The sequence below is a fragment of the Polaromonas sp. genome (assembly GCF_039932935.1).
Classification (GTDB): domain Bacteria; phylum Pseudomonadota; class Gammaproteobacteria; order Burkholderiales; family Burkholderiaceae_C; genus Polaromonas.
The window spans coordinates 1-15,823 of record NZ_JBDTPB010000011.1 but is presented as its reverse complement, the minus strand read 5'-3'; the positions used below and the strand labels follow the sequence as shown (position 1 = coordinate 15,823).

Genomic DNA, 15,823 nt, shown 5'->3' with positions numbered 1-15,823 from the left:
CGTTTTCAGGTTGCACGCCGGTGATGCTGGCGGTGGACTCGAGCCCGTCGGAAAACGTGACCTTGATGGTCTGCGCGCCCTGCACCACATGCAGGTTGGTCAGGATGATGCCTTTGTCTACGATGACCACGCCGGTGCCCACGCTGCGCTCGCCATCTTCCTTGCCGTCCTTGTCTTTGCCGAGGCCCACTATGCGCACAACGGACGGGATGATGGTGTCGTAAGCCTTGGTGCCGGGCGAAGGCAGCACCGTGGTCTCCAGCGTCTTCAGCACGGCCGCGTTAATGTCTTCCTGTGTCAGCTTGCGGGCTCCGGGCCGCAAGGACGAAGCAAAGCTGATAGCCAGCAACAAGGCCAGCAGGCCCACCACAGACCAGAGCAGATAGAGCTGATGTTTCGACGCGTACCTGGCCAGTCGGGACAAGCGTGAAGTGGATGGCGGTTCAGAGGGGGTTCCGGGCTGCTGCTCAAGCGGCTGCGACGCGCCCGGCTCATCCGGGCCGTGCGCCGGGCGGTTCGAGCTGTAAAGGGCAGGCCGTCGCATTCGTTCACCTGTGAGTCAATGTCAAAACCAGGGAAATACCGGGCCGACGCCGGGTATGCACAGTTGCACCGTATCACGATTTCTGCATCCATGCACGTGATTCGGGTATCGGCGCCTGGCCTTTGTAAAGAGACGTTGGGGCGGCATCCGCCTGGCACCGCTGGGGTACCGCTCAAGCTGCGTCGGCAGGTTTTCGGAGCAGGGTCAGGGCCAGGGCGGCTGACGCCAGCATCAGGAACAGGCTGACAGCGTTGAGCACCGGTGTGGCGCCTTCGCGCATGCGGCCATACATCATGACGGTGAGCGGCGCGTCCGAGCCAGCCAGCATCAGCGTGGTGTTGAAGTTCTCGAAGGACATCAAAAACGAGATGGCGGCAGCCCCGATCAGCGCGGGTTTGAGGGCGGGCAGCGTGATGGTGGCAAAAACGGCAGCGCGCGAAGCGCCGAGGTTGTAGGCTGCTTCTTCCAGGGTGATGTCAAAGCGCTTCAGGCGCGCCGAAATGATGAGCGTGGCAATGGACACGATGTAGGAAAACTGGCCCAGCACCACCAGCGGAAGCCCCGGCCGCAGGAAGTCCAGTTCCAGCCCCCACCAGTCGTCGGCAAACTGGGCCAGCCGGCTGGCAAAGGCCAGGATCGAAATACCCAGGATAACGCCGGGAATCACCAGCGGCGCGAGCATCAGCATGGACAGCACCTGCTTGCCCGGAAAGCGGCTGCGTTCAATTAAAAAGGCGTTGGTCGTGCCGACCAGCACCGCCAGCAGCGTGACCCAGCCGGCCACCACCACACTGGTCCATAGGCTGGCCAGCATGGGCCCGTCGGAAAACAGCCCGGTGCGCCCGGCCCGGCTGCCGAAGAACCAGTCCAACGTGAAACCGCGCCAGGGCGGCGCCGGATAGGGTGCGTCGTTGAAGGCAAATACCGCCACCACGACCAGCGGCAGGAACAAGAAGGCGAAGAAGGCCAGGGCGTACGCAACGGTGCCGGCGCGCAGCCAGGCGGGGCGGGGCAGGGAGGCGATCATGCCGCAGCTCCAAAAACGAGCGCGGTATTGAGCAAGTAACAGCGCGGAACCGGCTTTGCCGGGCCGCAGCTGTTGCCCCCTGCAAGGGGGGTGGAGGCTACACGAAGTGAGCAAGCGAGGGGGTGTGTCATGTCTTCCTCATGACCTCACCGAATTTTTGACCGGTGAGTTTCAAGCCAAGCCAGACGATGGCGGTGGACAAGCCCAGCAGCAAAAAGCCGAAGGCCGCGCCTTGCTCCCAGTTAAAGCGCGTGATGAATTGGGTGTAGATCTGCTCGGTGAACCAGAGCGAGTTTTTGCCGCCCAGCAGGGTGGGCGTGAGGTAGTTGCCCAGCGTCAGCATGAAGACCACGATGCAGCCGGCCAGAATGCCGGGCGCGGCATGCGGAATCACGATTTGCCGCAGGATGGACGGGCCGTTGCCGCCCAGGTCATAGGCGGCCTCGATCAGGGTGTCGTCCAGGCTTTCGAGCGCGCTGATCAGCGGCACCACCATGAACAGCATGGAGGTGTAGACCAGACCGACCAGGATGGTCGCGTCGCGGTACAGCAATTCAACGGGTGCGTCGGTGAGGCCCAGTTGCACCAGCACGGCAGGCAGCACACCCGATTCGCGCAGCAGGATCATCCAGCCCAGGGTGCGCACGGTTTCGCTGACCCAGAACGGGATCAGGCACATCACCAGCAGCAGCGATTTGGCGCGGCCGCGCACCAGCTTGGCAATCGTCCAGGCGATGGGAAAGGCCAGCAGCAGGGTGATTCCCGTCGCCAGGATGGACATGAGCGCCGTGCGCACAAAGGTGTGCCAGTACAGGGGCTCGTCAATGAAGGTGCGGTACTGCGCAATGCTGGGCGCGTATTGCCGGGGTGCAATGCGTTCGCGCAGCGACAGGATGGCCAGGTCGATGTGCGGCAACACGATCAGGCCGACCAGCCACACCAGCGCCGGCGCCAGCAGCAAGAACAGGATCAGCCGGGCCTGGGCCTGACCAGAACCTGAGCCGGGAGAGGCGGTGGAAGGCAGGACGGCCGCGGCTTGCATGGCCGTCGGCCTCAGGCGTTGCCGAAGCAGACAGCCTGCTCCGGATCAAAGCTGAAGGCCACGCTTTCGCCGACCCGCAGGTCGGCAAAGCGCCCGGTCTGCGGCAGGGCAATGCGAAATTCAGTGCGGCTGCCGGTCTCGCACAACAGCACAGCCGAATTGGCACCGTCGAAGAGCAGGCTTTGCACATCACCGGCGTACACGGTGTGGTGGGGCGGCAGCTCAGTGGCATCGCGGGCCAGACTGATGGCCTCGGGCCGCACGAACGCCTGCACCGCTTTGTCGGCCTGCAGTTTGCCGGCGGCACGGGCGCGCATGGCCAAGCCCTGGCCCGTGGTGAGGGCCACCACGCCGCCGGCTTCCGCGCCCGCGGCGGTACTGCCTTGCAGTTTGTTATTGGCGCCAACAAAACCCGCCACAAAGGGTGTTTGCGGCTGGTAATAAAGCTCTTGCGGGGTGCCGACCTGCTCGAAGCTGCCGGCGTTCATCACGGCCACATGATCCGACAGCACCAGCGCTTCAGACTGGTCGTGGGTGATGTATACGAAGGTGGTGCCGAAGTCTGCCTGTAGCTGCTTGAGCTCGACTTTCATGTGCTCGCGCAGCTTCAGGTCGAGCGCGCCCAGCGGTTCGTCGAGCAGCAACAAGGTGGGTTCGAGCACCAGGCTGCGCGCAATGGCCACGCGTTGCCGTTGCCCACCCGAAAGCTGGTCGACGCGCTTGTCCTGCATACCGGGCAGGCTCACGCGCTCAAGCATGGCGCCAACTTTGGTGGCGATGTCGGTGCGCGACAAACCGCGCCGCGCCAGGCCGTAGCCGACGTTTTCGCCGACAGACATCATGGGGAACAGCGCCAGGTGCTGGAACACCATGTTGACGGGCCGCTGGTTGGGCGGCACGCCGTTCATGGGTTTGCCGCCGATGTGGATCTGGCCCACATCGGGCGTCAGAAAACCGGCAATCATGCGTAGCAGTGTGGTCTTGCCGCAGCCCGAGGGGCCGAGGATGGAGAAAAAGCTGCCCCGCTCCACCGTAAAGGACAGGTCCTTTACGGCGGGCTGGCCGGCGTAGGTTTTACCGACGTGTTCGGCTTGAAGGTCTGCGTGCATGGGTGACTCGCCTGCTTTAATCATCTACCGCGCTTGCCAGCGGACGGATGTGCACCACACAGCGAGCGAAAGGCCAGAGAAACCGCGGAACCGGCTTTGCCGGGCCGCTGGTTTCGTCCCCCTTGGGGGGGAAGGCGCGAAGCGACTCAGGGGGGTACTCAATTTGCGGCTTTTATGCGGTCGAGTACGCGGCCTTCGATGTCTTCAATGCCGGCGGGGACGGCCGGGTACCACTTGACGTTCTTCAGTGCGGCTTCAGGGAAGCTGGCGGCGAACTGGGCTTTCAGCTTGGGGTCAGCCAGCTGGTCGGCGCCCTTCGAGGCGGTGAAGTTGCCGGCGGAGCCCGCCACCTTGGCGGCGATTTCAGGGCGCATGTTGAAGTTGATCCAGGCGTAGGCGGCAGCGTCGTTGCGGCCTTTGGCGGGGATGGCAAAGGTGTCGATCCAGCCGAGCGCGCCCGACTTCGGTGCGATGAACTGGATTTCGGGCTTCTCGGCATTGAGCTTCCAGCCGCCGGTGTCCCACATCATGGCGCCCACCACTTCGCCGGCCCGCATGCCGTTGAGCAACTGGTCCTTGTTGTCCCAGTAGAACTTGATGTTGCCCTTGCAGGCGATCATGGATTTGCCGACTTCGTCCATCAGGGCGCCATAAGCCTTGGGGTCTTTGTACAGCGCAAACGGGTCTTTGCCGGAGGCAAACGCAAAGGCCAGCAGGGTGGGGCGCTTCAGGCGCACGGCGGTTTTGCCTTTGACGTCGGCCCTGCAAAGGTCAGGGTAGTCAGTCATCTTGGTCAGCTTGGTGTTGACGACCAGGCCGTCGGTGCCCCAGATGTGCGGCAGGCCGTAGACCTTGCCGGCCAGCGTGGTGTTCTTCTTCGTCGCCTCGAGCATCGAGGGGATGAACAGCTCGGTCTTGAGCTTGCTCAGGTCCATCGGCTTGTAGATGCCGAACTCCTGCTGCGGGCCGGTGATGCGGTCCTGCGAGGGCTGGGCCAGGTCAAAACCCGCGCCGCCGGTGGCGCGCAGCTTGGAAATCATTTCTTCGTTGTTTGAGAGCGTGAGCTCGACGTCGATACCCGTTTCTTTCTTGAACTGCGCCACGACATCGGCCGGCACGTAGTCGGCCCAAGTGATCAACCGCAGCTTCTGGTCTTGTGCCCAGGCGGGGCTGGCCATGCTTGAAACAACGAGGCCGGCTCCGAGAATGTGGCTCATCAGACGGGATAATTTCATTTGGCTTTTCCTTGGGTTGTCAGTTGACAGGTGTTGACAGAGTTGACGAAAGAGATCGGGTAATAAACGGTAACGAACTGCGCGCCTTTTCACAAAAAAAGCATAGCGTGTCCCGATTTCATTTCTGTGTCAACATCTTCAGCAAGCATGGCCTGTGCCAGGTAATCGTTTTCTTGTATCTCTTCCTTCTTCGTTTTCGACCGCCAGCTGCCCCGCGACGCATGACCGCATGACTTTCTGGATAGACACACATTGCCACCTTGATGCTGGAGAATTGGCTGCAGACGTTGCTGAAGTTCGGGCGCGGGCGACCGCAGGGGGGGTGGCGCATTGCGTGCTGCCAGCCGTGGGCGTGTTCAATTTCGAATCGGTCCGTGTGCTGGCGCACCGGTTTTCTGACAGCTATGCCCTGGGTATCCATCCGCTGTTTGTACCGCAGGCGCAAGACGCTGATCTGCAGGCGCTGGACCAAGAGCTCACGCTACGGCAGTCCGACCCACGGCTGGTCGCGGTGGGTGAAATCGGGCTGGATTATTTTGTGCCGGCACTGACGCAAAGCCCGATGCGCGAGCGCCAGGAGCACTTCTACCGCGAGCAGCTCAAGCTGGCAGGCAAGCATGGTCTGCCGGTGATTCTGCATGTGCGGCGGTCGGCGGACAAGCTGCTCAAGCATTTGCGGGAGCTGGCACCCGAAGGTGGCTGGCACGGTATCGGTCACGCGTTCAACGGCAGCGAGCAGCAGGCCGCCGAATTCGTCAAACTGGGCTTGAAACTGGGGTTTGGCGGCGCCGTCACCTATGAGCGCGCTCTGCAGCTCAGGCGGCTTGCCGCTGAACTGCCGCTGGAGGCGCTGGTGATGGAAACGGATTCGCCCGATATACCACCTCACTGGATCTACAAAACAGCGGCCGAGCGCGAAGCGGGCCAGGCCCAGGGCCGCAATGAACCGGGCGAGTTGCCGCGCATTGCGCAGCAAGTGGCGGATCTGCGTGGAATCCCGCTCGAATCGCTGGCGGTGGCGACCACGGCCAATGCATTGCGCGCTCTGCCCAAACTGAAAACGTTGTTGGCATGAAAAAGGACATGGCAAAACCGGTGTTGGCGGGCTTGGCCCCGCTGGTGTCTCCCGGCACCCGCTTGCTGGTGTTGGGCAGTTTTCCGGGTGCAGCCTCATTGGCGGCCCAGCAGTACTATGGTCACCCACAAAACCATTTCTGGAAAATAATTCGAGCAATTTGGCCTGATGATCCAATAGGGGCGGGCGCAAGCAGCTATGAAAATCGTAGCAAATGGCTTTTGTCAAAAGGCGTTGGCCTGTGGGATGTGTACGCCGCCTGTGAGCGCGAAGGCAGCCTGGACAGCGCGATTCGCAATGCGCAGGTGAACGACTTCGCCGGTTTTCGGCAGCTGTGCCCGGCGCTGGAAGCAATTGCCCACAACGGCGGCGAAAGCTTCAAGCATTCATTGGTGGTGAAGGCCGCCCTGAGCGCTGCCGGGCCGCCCCAAGGCGCGAGCGCCCCCACGGGGGGCAGCGAGGACACGTCAGTGCCGAGCGTGGGGGTCCAGTTTTACAAGGTGCCGTCGACCAGCCCGGCCAACGCCTCCTGGAGCTTTGAGCGCAAACTCGCTGCCTGGCGGGAAGTTTTTGAAAAGCATGGATTGGTTTGATGTCGAAAAAAGAAGCAGCGAAAACGGTGGCGGAGTTACCCGAGGTCAACTTCTCCGACTATGGCGGAGTGCGCTTTTTGCACCTGGGTACCGAATGGGTGCAGGGGTCCATGCTGCGCGACGCGCCGTATGACATTGAGCTGGAGTACGTACAGCGCATGATGGCGGGACTGCTTTTCACGGATGCGGCAGTGGTTTCCAAAAAGCATGCGATGCAGCTGGGCTTGGGCTCTGCCGCGCTGACCAAGTTTTGCTATAAAAAACTGCGCATGAAAACCACGGCCATTGAAATCAACCCGCAGGTGATCACGGCCTGCCGCCTCTGGTTCAAACTGCCGCGGGACGACCTGAGGCTGCATGTCATCGAAGCGGATGCCGCGGTGGAAATCAAAAAACCTGTGCACAAGGGAACGGTGGACTTCCTGCATGTCGACCTGTATGACCACGAAGCGGCGGCACCTGTGCTGGACAGCGCTGATTTTTATGAGGACTGCCATGGGCTTCTGGCGGAAGACGGCGTGATGACGGTCAATCTTTTCGGTCGTGATTCCAGCTATGTGCAGTCGCTGACGAAAATCGCAGAAGCGTTCGGGCCCGAAGCGGTCTGGGCGTTCCGGCCGACGCGCGAAGGCAACACTGTGGTGCTGGCCCAACGCGACCCGACGCGTCCCGAGCGCGCCGACCTTCTGCAGCAAGCAGGCGTCATTGAGTCGCGCTGGGACTTGCCCGCGAAAAAATGGCTTCGGCTCTTCGCTCCGGCGGCGTAACACCGCGGCGGCGCGGATGGTAGACACCCAGGTGGATGGGGTACAGTGCCACTCATGAGCGCCGTGACGCACCCCAAACACCCCAAAGACCTGCACGCTAAAAAGACCCATGCCGGGCCACTGGACTGGCGCATGCTGGTGGAATGGCTCAGCGAAGACGGCGTCATCAGCGCCGCCGAAGCGCAGCGGACGATTGCACGCTGCTCTCAGGTGCAAAGCGCGCAGCCACCGCTGACCCGGCTTGCCAGTGTCGGCATGACACGTCTGGCCGACGGCAAGCCGCTGGACATGGAAACCATTACGCAGTGGCTGGCCGGGCGGGCCGGCCTTGCCTATCTGCGGATTGACCCGCTCAAGGTAGATGTGGGCAAAGTGGCCGACACCATGTCTGCGATGTATGCCGAGCGACACAAGGTGCTGCCGGTGCAGGTGACGTCCAGCGAGGTGGTGATCGCGACCTCGGAGCCTTTCATTACCGACTGGGTGCAGGAAGTCGAGCGGCAGGCCAAGCGCAGCGTGCGCCTGGTAGTGGCCAGCCCCCTTGAAATCACTAAATTTACTGCCGAGTTTTTTGCGCTGGCCAAATCCGTGAAGGCCGCCATCAAGTCAGGCGGCGGTTCGGGTTCCGCCAGTTTTGAGCAACTGGTTGAACTGAACAAGAGCAACAAGCAGCTTGACGCCAACGATCAGGGCGTGGTTCAGGTGGTGGACTGGCTTTGGCAATATGCTTTTGACCAGCGTGCCAGCGACATCCACCTGGAACCCAGGCGCGAGCAGGGCGTGATCCGCTTTCGCATTGACGGCGTGCTGCATCCGGTTTACCAGTTGCCCATGGGCGTGCACAACGCCATGACCGCCCGCATCAAGTTGCTGGGCCGCATGGACGTCGTGGAAAAGCGCCGGCCGCAGGACGGACGTATCAAGACCCGCAATCCGCGCGGCGACGAAGTTGAAATGCGGCTGTCGACGCTGCCCACCGCGTTCGGCGAAAAGATGGTGATGCGGATCTTTGACCCGGACACCACGGTCAAGGACCTGGATGCGTTGGGGTTTTCGCAACACGATGCCGATCGTTGGGAACAACTGGTCAAACGGCCCCACGGCATTGTCCTGGTCACCGGGCCTACCGGCTCCGGAAAAACCACCACGCTGTATTCAACGCTCAAGCGGCTGGCGACCGAAGAAGTCAACGTCAGCACGATTGAGGACCCGATCGAAATGATCGAGGCTTCTTTCAATCAAACGCAGGTCCAGCCACATCTGGATTTTGACTTTCCCGAGGGGTTGCGCGCGCTGATGCGGCAGGACCCGGACATCATCATGGTGGGTGAAATCCGAGACCTGCAGACCGCCGAAATGGCCGTGCAGGCCGCGCTGACCGGCCATCTGGTTTTCAGCACCTTGCATACCAATGACGCTCCTTCGGCGGTGTCGCGCATGATGGAGCTGGGGGTTCCTTCTTACCTGATCAATGCCACGCTGCTGGGCGTGCTGGCCCAGCGGCTGGTGCGCACCCTGTGCAGTAATTGCCGGCAACCCGACGAGGCCGCCGCCCGCGAAACGCTCGCCGACCTGGTCAAACCCTGGCAAATCAGCGGTGGCTACCGGCCCTACAAGCCCGTAGGCTGCGTGGATTGCCGCATGACCGGCTTTCGCGGCCGCATGGGCCTTTATGAGCTGCTGACCGTCACGGAAGGCTTCAAGGAAAAGGTCTCCAAAGAGCCCAACATCGACGCGCTGCGCCGCCAGGCCGTCAGCGAAGGTATGCGCCCGCTCAGGCTGGCCGGTGCCCTGAAAGTGGCTGAAGGCTTGACCACCATCGAGGAAATTCTGGCAACTACTCCGCCCTTGTCCTGAGCCGGTTGCGGGTTCTCACGGTTTTTCATGTCGCTCGACCTGCATGTAAGTGAGGGGTAAGCGGCGGATTAATGAAAGGTAAGTGAAAGCCACATGCCGGGGCTGGAGGATTGACGGCACAATCCACCGATTCTTTCTTTATATGTATTGAGGAGACAGCCGTGAATATCAAGAGTCAAAAAGACTTTTTCTCCGGTCTCATGTTTATGGGCGTCGGCGTGGCGTTCGCATGGGGGGCGACCACTTACAACGTTGGGGAAGGCGCCCGCATGGGTCCGGGGTATTTCCCGCTCATGCTGGGAGTCCTGATGACCATACTGGGTGCTGCCATTACCTTCAAGGCGCTGGTGGTGGAAACCGTGGGCGGCGACAAGATCGGCAAGTGGGCCTGGAAGCCGCTGATTTTCATTATTCTGGCCAACTTGGTATTCGGTGTTTTGCTGGCCGGTTTGCCGAGTATCAAGATTCCGGCGATGGGCATGATCGTGGCGATCTATGCGCTGACTTTCATTTCCAGCATGGCTGAAGAGGGATGGAAGGTCAAAAACACCTTCATTCTGGCGACGATATTGGCCATCGGCAGCTATCTTGCGTTTGTCGTCCTGCTCAAGTTGCAGTTCCCGGTCTGGCCTTTCTTTATCGGCTAAGGAGAATAAAAAATGGAATTGCTAACTCACCTGTCGATAGGTTTCGGCGTGGCCTTCACGCCGATCAATTTGTTGTACTGCCTCATCGGTTGTATTTTGGGCACCCTGATTGGTGTTTTGCCCGGCATTGGCCCTGTGGCCACCATCGCAATGCTGCTGCCCGCAACTTACGCGCTGCCACCCGTGTCGGCGCTGATCATGCTGGCCGGCATCTATTACGGCGCCCAATACGGCGGCTCGACCACCGCCATTTTGGTGAATCTGCCGGGAGAATCGTCCTCAGTCGTAACCTGTATTGACGGGTACCAGATGGCCCGAAAAGGTCGAGCCGGGCCGGCACTTGCTGCAGCCGGTCTGGGGTCGTTCTTCGCCGGATGCGTGGGCACCCTGATCCTGGCCGCATTTGCGCCGCCGTTGACCGAACTGGCATTCAAGTTCGGCCCCGCAGAATACTTCGCGCTGATGGTGCTGGGCCTGATCGGCGCTGTGGTGCTGGCTTCGGGTTCGCTGCTCAAGGCGATTGCCATGATCGTGCTCGGTCTGCTGCTGGGTCTGGTTGGTACCGACGTGAATTCCGGCGTTGCCCGTTTCAGCTTCGACATTCCAGAACTGACCGACGGCATCGGCTTCGTGACTATCGCCATGGGCGTGTTCGGTTACGGCGAAATCATCAGCAACCTGGCGCAGCCGGAGCATGAGCGCGAGGTGTTCACTGCCAAGGTGTCGGGACTGTTTCCCACGAAGCAGGATTTCAAGGACATGGCACCTGCCGTCCTGCGCGGCACTTTCCTGGGTTCTGCGTTGGGGATTCTCCCTGGCGGTGGCGCCTTGCTGGCTGCTTTCGCGGGCTATGCCCTTGAGAAGAAGATCAAGATGAAGCCTGGTGAAGTGCCTTTCGGCCAGGGCAACATCCGCGGCGTGGCGGCGCCTGAGTCGGCCAACAATGCCGGTGCGCAGACCTCCTTCATCCCGTTGCTGACGCTGGGTATCCCACCCAATGCTGTGATGGCTCTGATGGTGGGCGCCATGACGATCCACAACATCCAGCCCGGCCCACAGGTCATGACCAGTAACCCCGAACTGTTCTGGGGTCTGATCGCCTCGATGTGGATCGGTAATGCGATGCTGGTGATTCTGAACCTGCCGCTGATCGGCATGTGGATCAAGCTGCTGACGGTGCCTTACCGCTACCTGTTCCCTGCCATTGTGCTGTTCTGCGCCATCGGCGTGTACTCCACCAACAACAATACCTTCGACATCTGGATGGTGGGCATCTTCGGTGTGATCGGTTACCTGTTCGTCAAGCTGGGATGCGAGCCTGCTCCTTTGCTACTGGGCTTTATTTTGGGCCCCATGATGGAAGAGAACCTGCGCCGGGCGCTGCTGCTGTCGCGCGGCGACTGGAGCGTGTTTGTGACACGTCCTCTCTCGGCTGGATTGCTGGGCGCCGCTGTGTTGTTGCTGGTCATTGTGTTGCTGCCGTCCATCAAGAACAAGCGAGAAGAAGCTTTCGTCGAGGAGTGATTCGGCGAGACAGCGCGAAAGCGCAAACCAACAAAAGGCACCCCAGGGTGCCTTTTGTTTTGCCTGTTTGCACCATAGTCGGCGCTTAAAAACGTTGCACAATGGTCGAATGAAACGTAGACATACCATTTTCCTGGCTGTGACTTCTGCAATGCTGTTCGCGGGCGCGGCGCAGGCACAGAGCTATCCTGTCCGGCCTATCCGCATGATCGTGCCGTTTCCAGCCGGTGGCGCGACGGATATCCTGGCGCGGGCCCTGTCGCAGAAGCTGGGCGAAAAAATCGGCCAGACGGTCGTGGTCGAAAACCGGCCGGGCGCTGGCGGCACGATTGGCGCTGACGCCGCGTCTAAGGCCCCGCCCGACGGCTACACGCTGCTACTGGCGACTTCCAGCACGCACAGTATCGGCCCGGCCATCAACCCCAGGATTCCGTACAACGCTGAAACCGATTTCACACCGATTGCCTATGTCGCGAGTTCGCCCAACGTGGTGCTGGTGCCCAATTCCTCGCCGGCAAAGACCATGCGCGAGTTTGTCGACCATGCGCGCAAGAATCCGGGACGCCTGAACTATGCCTCCAGCGGAAACGGCACCATCATCCACCTGACGAGTGAGTACTTCAAGGCGCAGTCGGGTACCTTTATCCTGCACATTCCCTATCGCGGCACGGCGCTGGCCATGCCAGACCTGATCAGCGGCAAGATCGACGTGTTGTTTGATTCTTTCGTCACGGGCATGCCGCATGTGAAGGACGGTAAGCTGCGGGCTCTGGCGGTCACCAGCCTCAAGCGCACGGCGCTCGCGCCCGATTTACCGGCGGTGGCCGAAACCCTGCCGGGGTTTGAGTCGGTCACCTGGTTCGGCGTGTACGGCCCTAAAGGCATGCCGCCGGAGCTGGTAGCAAAAGCCAACCAGGCCCTGAACGCTGCGCTGGCCGACCCGGACGTGAAAGACCGTTTTGCCCGCCTGGGCGCTGAACCGACAGGCGGCACGCCGCCAGCCTTCGCGGCCATGGTGAAAGCAGACACGGCCAAGTGGAAGAAAATCATTGCTGAGCGAAAAATCAGCGTCGATTGATGCCTTCACCGCGTGTGGCGAGGCCATGTACGTAACGCCCCCCTTGTTTGCCCTGCCCCGCGGTTGTGCGCCATAACCGTCGGCTTTCCAAGACCCTCATTTTGCCCAGCCTTTGACAGGTGATCCATGAACTTCAACTACAGCAACCCCTACACCTCCACCCGTTTGCCGCTGTTCGCGCGTAACGTGGTGTCCACCTCACATCCGCTGGGCGCGCAGGCCGGTTTGCGCATGATGCTCAAGGGCGGCAATGCGGTGGATGCCGCGATTGCAGCGGCGGCGGCGATGGCCATCGTCGAGCCGGTCAGCAACGGCCTGGGCAGCGATGCCTTTTGCATCCTCTGGGATGGCAAGGAGCTGCACGGGCTCAATGCTTCGGGTCGCGCCCCGCAAAGCTGGACGCCGGACTATTTCAGCCGTAAGTACGGCGCCGACGCGCAGACGCCGCCCAAACGCGGTATGGACTCCGTCACTGTGCCCGGTGCGGTCGCCAGTTGGACGGCGCTGAGCAAGCGTTTTGGCAAGTTGCCCTTTGCCGACCTCATGGAGCCGGCCATTGAAATTGCCGAGCGCGGTTACCTGTTGCCTCCTGTGGTGCAACAGAAGTGGGCAGCTGCCACGGACGAATTGAAGTCGCTGCCGGGCTTTGCGCAGTCCTTCCTGCCCTGGGGCCGTGCGCCGAATGTGGGCGAGCTGTTCCAGTTCAAGGCGGCGGCCAAGGCTTTGCGCGCCATCGCCGAAACAAAAGGGGCCGCCTATTACGGCGGCGCCATCGCCCAGGCGATCGAAAAGTTTTCCGCACACAACGGCGGCAGCATTACCGCAAAAGACTTTGAAAGCTACCAGCCCGAGTGGGTCAAACCCATTGGCAAGGACTACCGGGGTTACACCCTGCACGAGATTCCGCCCAACGGGCAGGGGATTGCCGCGCTGATCGCGCTGGGCATTCTCGATAAATTTGATGTGGCAAGTTTGCCGGTCGATGGTGTGGACTCCCAGCATTTGCAGATCGAAGCCATGAAACTGGCGTTTGCCGATATCTACAAATATGTGGCCGAGCCTTCGTCGATGGAGGTGACGGCCGAGCAAATGCTCGATGACGCTTACCTGGCATCCCGTGCCAAACTGATCGACATGAAAAAGGCACAGGACTTTGGCGCGGGAAACCCCGTCAAGGGCGGCACCATCTACCTCACGGCAGCCGACGAAGACGGCATGATGGTGAGCTTCATCCAGAGCAATTACATGGGCTTCGGTTCGGGCTGCGTCGAGCCCGAATTCGGCATCAGCCTGCAAAACCGCGGCCACGGCTTCAGCCTGCAACCGGGCGCTAACCAGGTCGCCCCGGGCAAACGGCCCTTTCACACCATCATCCCGGCCTTCCTCAGTAAAGACGGCCAGCCCGTGATGAGCTACGGCGTCATGGGTGCCAACATGCAGCCGCAGGGCCACATGCAGACGCTGGTGCGCATGCTGGACTACGGCCAAAGCCCGCAGGTTGCCTGCGATGCGCCGCGCTGGCGTTACAACGCCGGCATGGAGATCAACGTTGAAGCCGCCATGGATGCGCGTACGGTACAGGGCCTGGCCGAACGCGGCCATCGCGTGGAAGTCATCAACGACTCTTACCAGGACTTCGGCGCCGGCCAGTTCATCTGGCGCGCCGGCAACCCCAAGGTGGAAGGCTACGTCGCCGCCAGCGATGCACGGCGCGACGGCCAGGCCGTGGGCTTCTAAGAAACGACCTTGACCGATAAATCTGATACAAATAGGCCGCCAGCCCAGACAGGACGAGCGCAAGCAGCTACCAAAAGCATAGCGCCTGGCTTGCTGCTCGCCACCTTTGGGGCCATTGCTTTCAGCGGCAAAGCCATCATCGTCAAGCTGGCTTACCGGTACGGCGTGGATGCCGTCACGCTGATCATGTACCGGATGCTGTTTGCCCTGCCCATCTTTGCGGTGATGGCGTGGTGGGCCAGCCGGGGCAAGCCGCCGCTCACGCGCAAAGACTGGCTGGGCGTGCTGTGGCTGGGTGTTACCGGCTATTACCTCGCCAGCTTTCTGGATTTTGCGGGGCTGGCCTTTATCAGTGCGTCGCTGGAGCGGCTGATCCTGTACCTCAACCCGACCATTGTGCTGCTGCTCGGTCTGGTGATGTACAAGCGCCGCGTCAGCGCGCCGCAAATCATCGGCATGGCCATCAGCTATTGCGGCGTCGTGCTGGTATTCGGTCATGAAATCACCTTGCAGGGCGCCGACGCCGCATGGGGTGCACTGCTGGTGTTTCTCAGCGCCGTCAGCTATGCGCTGTACTTGGTCTATAGCGGCGAGATGGTCAGGCGCCTGGGCGCATTACGCCTGGTGGGGCTGGCCACCACCGTGGCGTGCCTGTGCTGCTTGCTGCAGTTTGTATTGCTGCGTCCCATGAGTGCCGCTGCTGTGGCGCCGGAAGTGATCTGGTTGTCGTTGCTAAACGCCACGCTGTGCACCGCAGTGCCGGTGTTGATGGTGATGATGGCCATCGAACGCATAGGCGCCGGCATGGCCGCGCAAACCGGCATGGTGGGCCCCATGTCCACCATCCTGATGGGTGTGCTGATCCTGGGTGAACCCTTCACCGCGTGGGTGGCGACCGGGACGGTGCTGGTAATCGCCGGGATCTTTGTCTTTACCCGAGGCAAGTAAAAAACCCCCACGTCGCTCACTTCGTGTAGCTTCCTGCCCCCCGAGGGGGCCGCCCGCCTGCGGTCTGGCGAAGCCAGTCCCGCGGCTCATGCTTGAACAGAAGAACTCGTCGGTCACTTGCTGGGTAACTCCTCTCGATTGAAGGGGCAGGCATAGCCAGCCTCCTTCAATTGCACTTCGAGTTGCTCTGGTGTCTGGGCGTGCGCGTTGACTGGCTTGTCAGGCAGCATTACCAAGCAACTCGACCAACTCTCGAACATGAACCGATCTGGCGAGACCCTCGCCTCCCGCCGTCGCACAACTGGCAAACCATCGGGCACGGGCCAGAGCGAACTCCAGCAAGCGACGCCGCGTCGCCGCATTTAGAGCACGCTCTGCAGCGAATTGCACGGCAACGGCCGCGTAGTCGCAGTCCCGGAAGCAATCAAGTCTGGAGGCTTGCGTATCGAGTTGCTGAAGCAGCGCCTGAAGCTCCGGGGGAGTGCTGACCTTCAGGATGTCTTCCACAAGCGAATCAACCTCGTTCGTGTTGCCTCCGGCTTTCGTAATGTCTCTGCGGTAGAGTTCGAGTTCGCTCATAAAGCTTAACGAGGCTGTAAATAAACCCGGTTTGCACGCACAGCCTCTTGGCTGTCGTACG

General features: G+C 61.2%; 14 protein-coding genes and 1 pseudogene. 9 read left to right on the top strand and 6 right to left on the bottom strand.

Going from position 1 to position 15,823, the window contains the following annotated elements; translation table 11 throughout:
- From ABI546_RS01955 to ABI546_RS01935, 5 genes and pseudogenes are all read right to left on the bottom strand, one after another.
- Positions 1-424 (bottom strand): annotated as a pseudogene (locus tag ABI546_RS01955) (peptidase S1); the annotation flags it as partial.
- A gap of 292 nt (positions 425-716) precedes the next feature.
- A complete protein-coding gene (locus ABI546_RS01950) occupies positions 717-1,571 on the bottom strand; it encodes an ABC transporter permease subunit (protein WP_348043572.1) in 855 nt (284 codons plus the stop codon).
- A 127-nt stretch (positions 1,572-1,698) separates the two neighbouring features.
- Positions 1,699-2,613, bottom strand: coding sequence for an ABC transporter permease (locus ABI546_RS01945; protein WP_348043570.1), 915 nt, complete (start codon positions 2,611-2,613; stop codon positions 1,699-1,701).
- Between the two features lie 11 nt (positions 2,614-2,624).
- Complete coding sequence (locus tag ABI546_RS01940; protein WP_348043568.1) at positions 2,625-3,722, bottom strand: ABC transporter ATP-binding protein; 1,098 nt, start codon at positions 3,720-3,722, stop codon at positions 2,625-2,627.
- Between the two features lie 158 nt (positions 3,723-3,880).
- Positions 3,881-4,957, bottom strand: a complete 1,077-nt coding sequence (locus ABI546_RS01935; RefSeq protein WP_348043567.1) for an extracellular solute-binding protein — start codon at positions 4,955-4,957, stop codon at positions 3,881-3,883.
- A 229-nt stretch (positions 4,958-5,186) separates the two neighbouring features.
- On the opposite strand from ABI546_RS01935, the gene ABI546_RS01930 reads away from it, so the two are divergent.
- The 9 genes from ABI546_RS01930 to ABI546_RS01890 all read left to right on the top strand — a co-directional run bounded on the left by ABI546_RS01930 (position 5,187) and on the right by ABI546_RS01890 (position 15,183).
- On the top strand, positions 5,187-6,032 hold the full coding sequence (locus tag ABI546_RS01930) for a TatD family hydrolase (RefSeq protein WP_348043565.1): 846 nt from the start codon (positions 5,187-5,189) through the stop codon (positions 6,030-6,032).
- Complete coding sequence (locus tag ABI546_RS01925) at positions 6,029-6,625, top strand: DNA-deoxyinosine glycosylase (protein WP_348043563.1); 597 nt, start codon at positions 6,029-6,031, stop codon at positions 6,623-6,625. The genes ABI546_RS01930 and ABI546_RS01925 overlap by 4 nt, the downstream gene beginning before the upstream one ends.
- Positions 6,625-7,392, top strand: a complete 768-nt coding sequence (locus tag ABI546_RS01920) for a spermidine synthase (protein WP_348043561.1) — start codon at positions 6,625-6,627, stop codon at positions 7,390-7,392. The genes ABI546_RS01925 and ABI546_RS01920 overlap by 1 nt, the downstream gene beginning before the upstream one ends.
- Positions 7,393-7,446: 54 nt before the next feature.
- On the top strand, positions 7,447-9,249 hold the full coding sequence (locus ABI546_RS01915; protein ID WP_348043559.1) for an ATPase, T2SS/T4P/T4SS family: 1,803 nt from the start codon (positions 7,447-7,449) through the stop codon (positions 9,247-9,249).
- 161 nt (positions 9,250-9,410) lie between these two features.
- Positions 9,411-9,896: a tripartite tricarboxylate transporter TctB family protein gene (locus ABI546_RS01910; protein ID WP_348043557.1), complete on the top strand. Its 486-nt coding sequence runs from the start codon at positions 9,411-9,413 to the stop codon at positions 9,894-9,896.
- A 12-nt stretch (positions 9,897-9,908) separates the two neighbouring features.
- The gene (locus ABI546_RS01905) at positions 9,909-11,420 is read left to right on the top strand and encodes a tripartite tricarboxylate transporter permease (RefSeq protein WP_348043555.1); all 1,512 of its coding nucleotides are present in this window, start codon (positions 9,909-9,911) and stop codon (positions 11,418-11,420) included.
- Between the two features lie 109 nt (positions 11,421-11,529).
- Complete coding sequence (locus ABI546_RS01900; RefSeq protein WP_348043553.1) at positions 11,530-12,498, top strand: tripartite tricarboxylate transporter substrate binding protein; 969 nt, start codon at positions 11,530-11,532, stop codon at positions 12,496-12,498.
- Between the two features lie 126 nt (positions 12,499-12,624).
- Positions 12,625-14,235: a gamma-glutamyltransferase family protein gene (locus ABI546_RS01895; RefSeq protein ID WP_348043551.1), complete on the top strand. Its 1,611-nt coding sequence runs from the start codon at positions 12,625-12,627 to the stop codon at positions 14,233-14,235.
- A gap of 78 nt (positions 14,236-14,313) precedes the next feature.
- Complete coding sequence (locus ABI546_RS01890; protein ID WP_348043574.1) at positions 14,314-15,183, top strand: DMT family transporter; 870 nt, start codon at positions 14,314-14,316, stop codon at positions 15,181-15,183.
- A 219-nt stretch (positions 15,184-15,402) separates the two neighbouring features.
- Here the strand turns inward: ABI546_RS01890 and ABI546_RS01885 are convergent, their stop codons facing one another.
- Complete coding sequence (locus ABI546_RS01885; protein ID WP_348043549.1) at positions 15,403-15,762, bottom strand: hypothetical protein; 360 nt, start codon at positions 15,760-15,762, stop codon at positions 15,403-15,405.
- Positions 15,763-15,823: the final 61 nt, after the last annotated feature.

Bases quoted from the DNA above. Each gene is read 5' to 3' on its own strand.
- ABI546_RS01950 (WP_348043572.1), bottom strand. From the start codon at position 1,571: ATGATCGCCTCCCTGCCCCGCCCCGCCTGGCTGCGCGCCGGCACCGTT.
- ABI546_RS01920 (WP_348043561.1), top strand. From the start codon at position 6,625: ATGTCGAAAAAAGAAGCAGCGAAAACGGTGGCGGAGTTACCCGAGGTC.
- ABI546_RS01935 (WP_348043567.1), bottom strand. From the start codon at position 4,957: ATGAAATTATCCCGTCTGATGAGCCACATTCTCGGAGCCGGCCTCGTT.
- ABI546_RS01895 (WP_348043551.1), top strand. From the start codon at position 12,625: ATGAACTTCAACTACAGCAACCCCTACACCTCCACCCGTTTGCCGCTG.
- ABI546_RS01925 (WP_348043563.1), top strand. From the start codon at position 6,029: ATGAAAAAGGACATGGCAAAACCGGTGTTGGCGGGCTTGGCCCCGCTG.
- ABI546_RS01915 (WP_348043559.1), top strand. From the start codon at position 7,447: ATGAGCGCCGTGACGCACCCCAAACACCCCAAAGACCTGCACGCTAAA.
- ABI546_RS01905 (WP_348043555.1), top strand. From the start codon at position 9,909: ATGGAATTGCTAACTCACCTGTCGATAGGTTTCGGCGTGGCCTTCACG.
- ABI546_RS01940 (WP_348043568.1), bottom strand. From the start codon at position 3,722: ATGCACGCAGACCTTCAAGCCGAACACGTCGGTAAAACCTACGCCGGC.
- ABI546_RS01930 (WP_348043565.1), top strand. From the start codon at position 5,187: ATGACTTTCTGGATAGACACACATTGCCACCTTGATGCTGGAGAATTG.
- ABI546_RS01885 (WP_348043549.1), bottom strand. From the start codon at position 15,762: ATGAGCGAACTCGAACTCTACCGCAGAGACATTACGAAAGCCGGAGGC.
- ABI546_RS01900 (WP_348043553.1), top strand. From the start codon at position 11,530: ATGAAACGTAGACATACCATTTTCCTGGCTGTGACTTCTGCAATGCTG.
- ABI546_RS01945 (WP_348043570.1), bottom strand. From the start codon at position 2,613: ATGCAAGCCGCGGCCGTCCTGCCTTCCACCGCCTCTCCCGGCTCAGGT.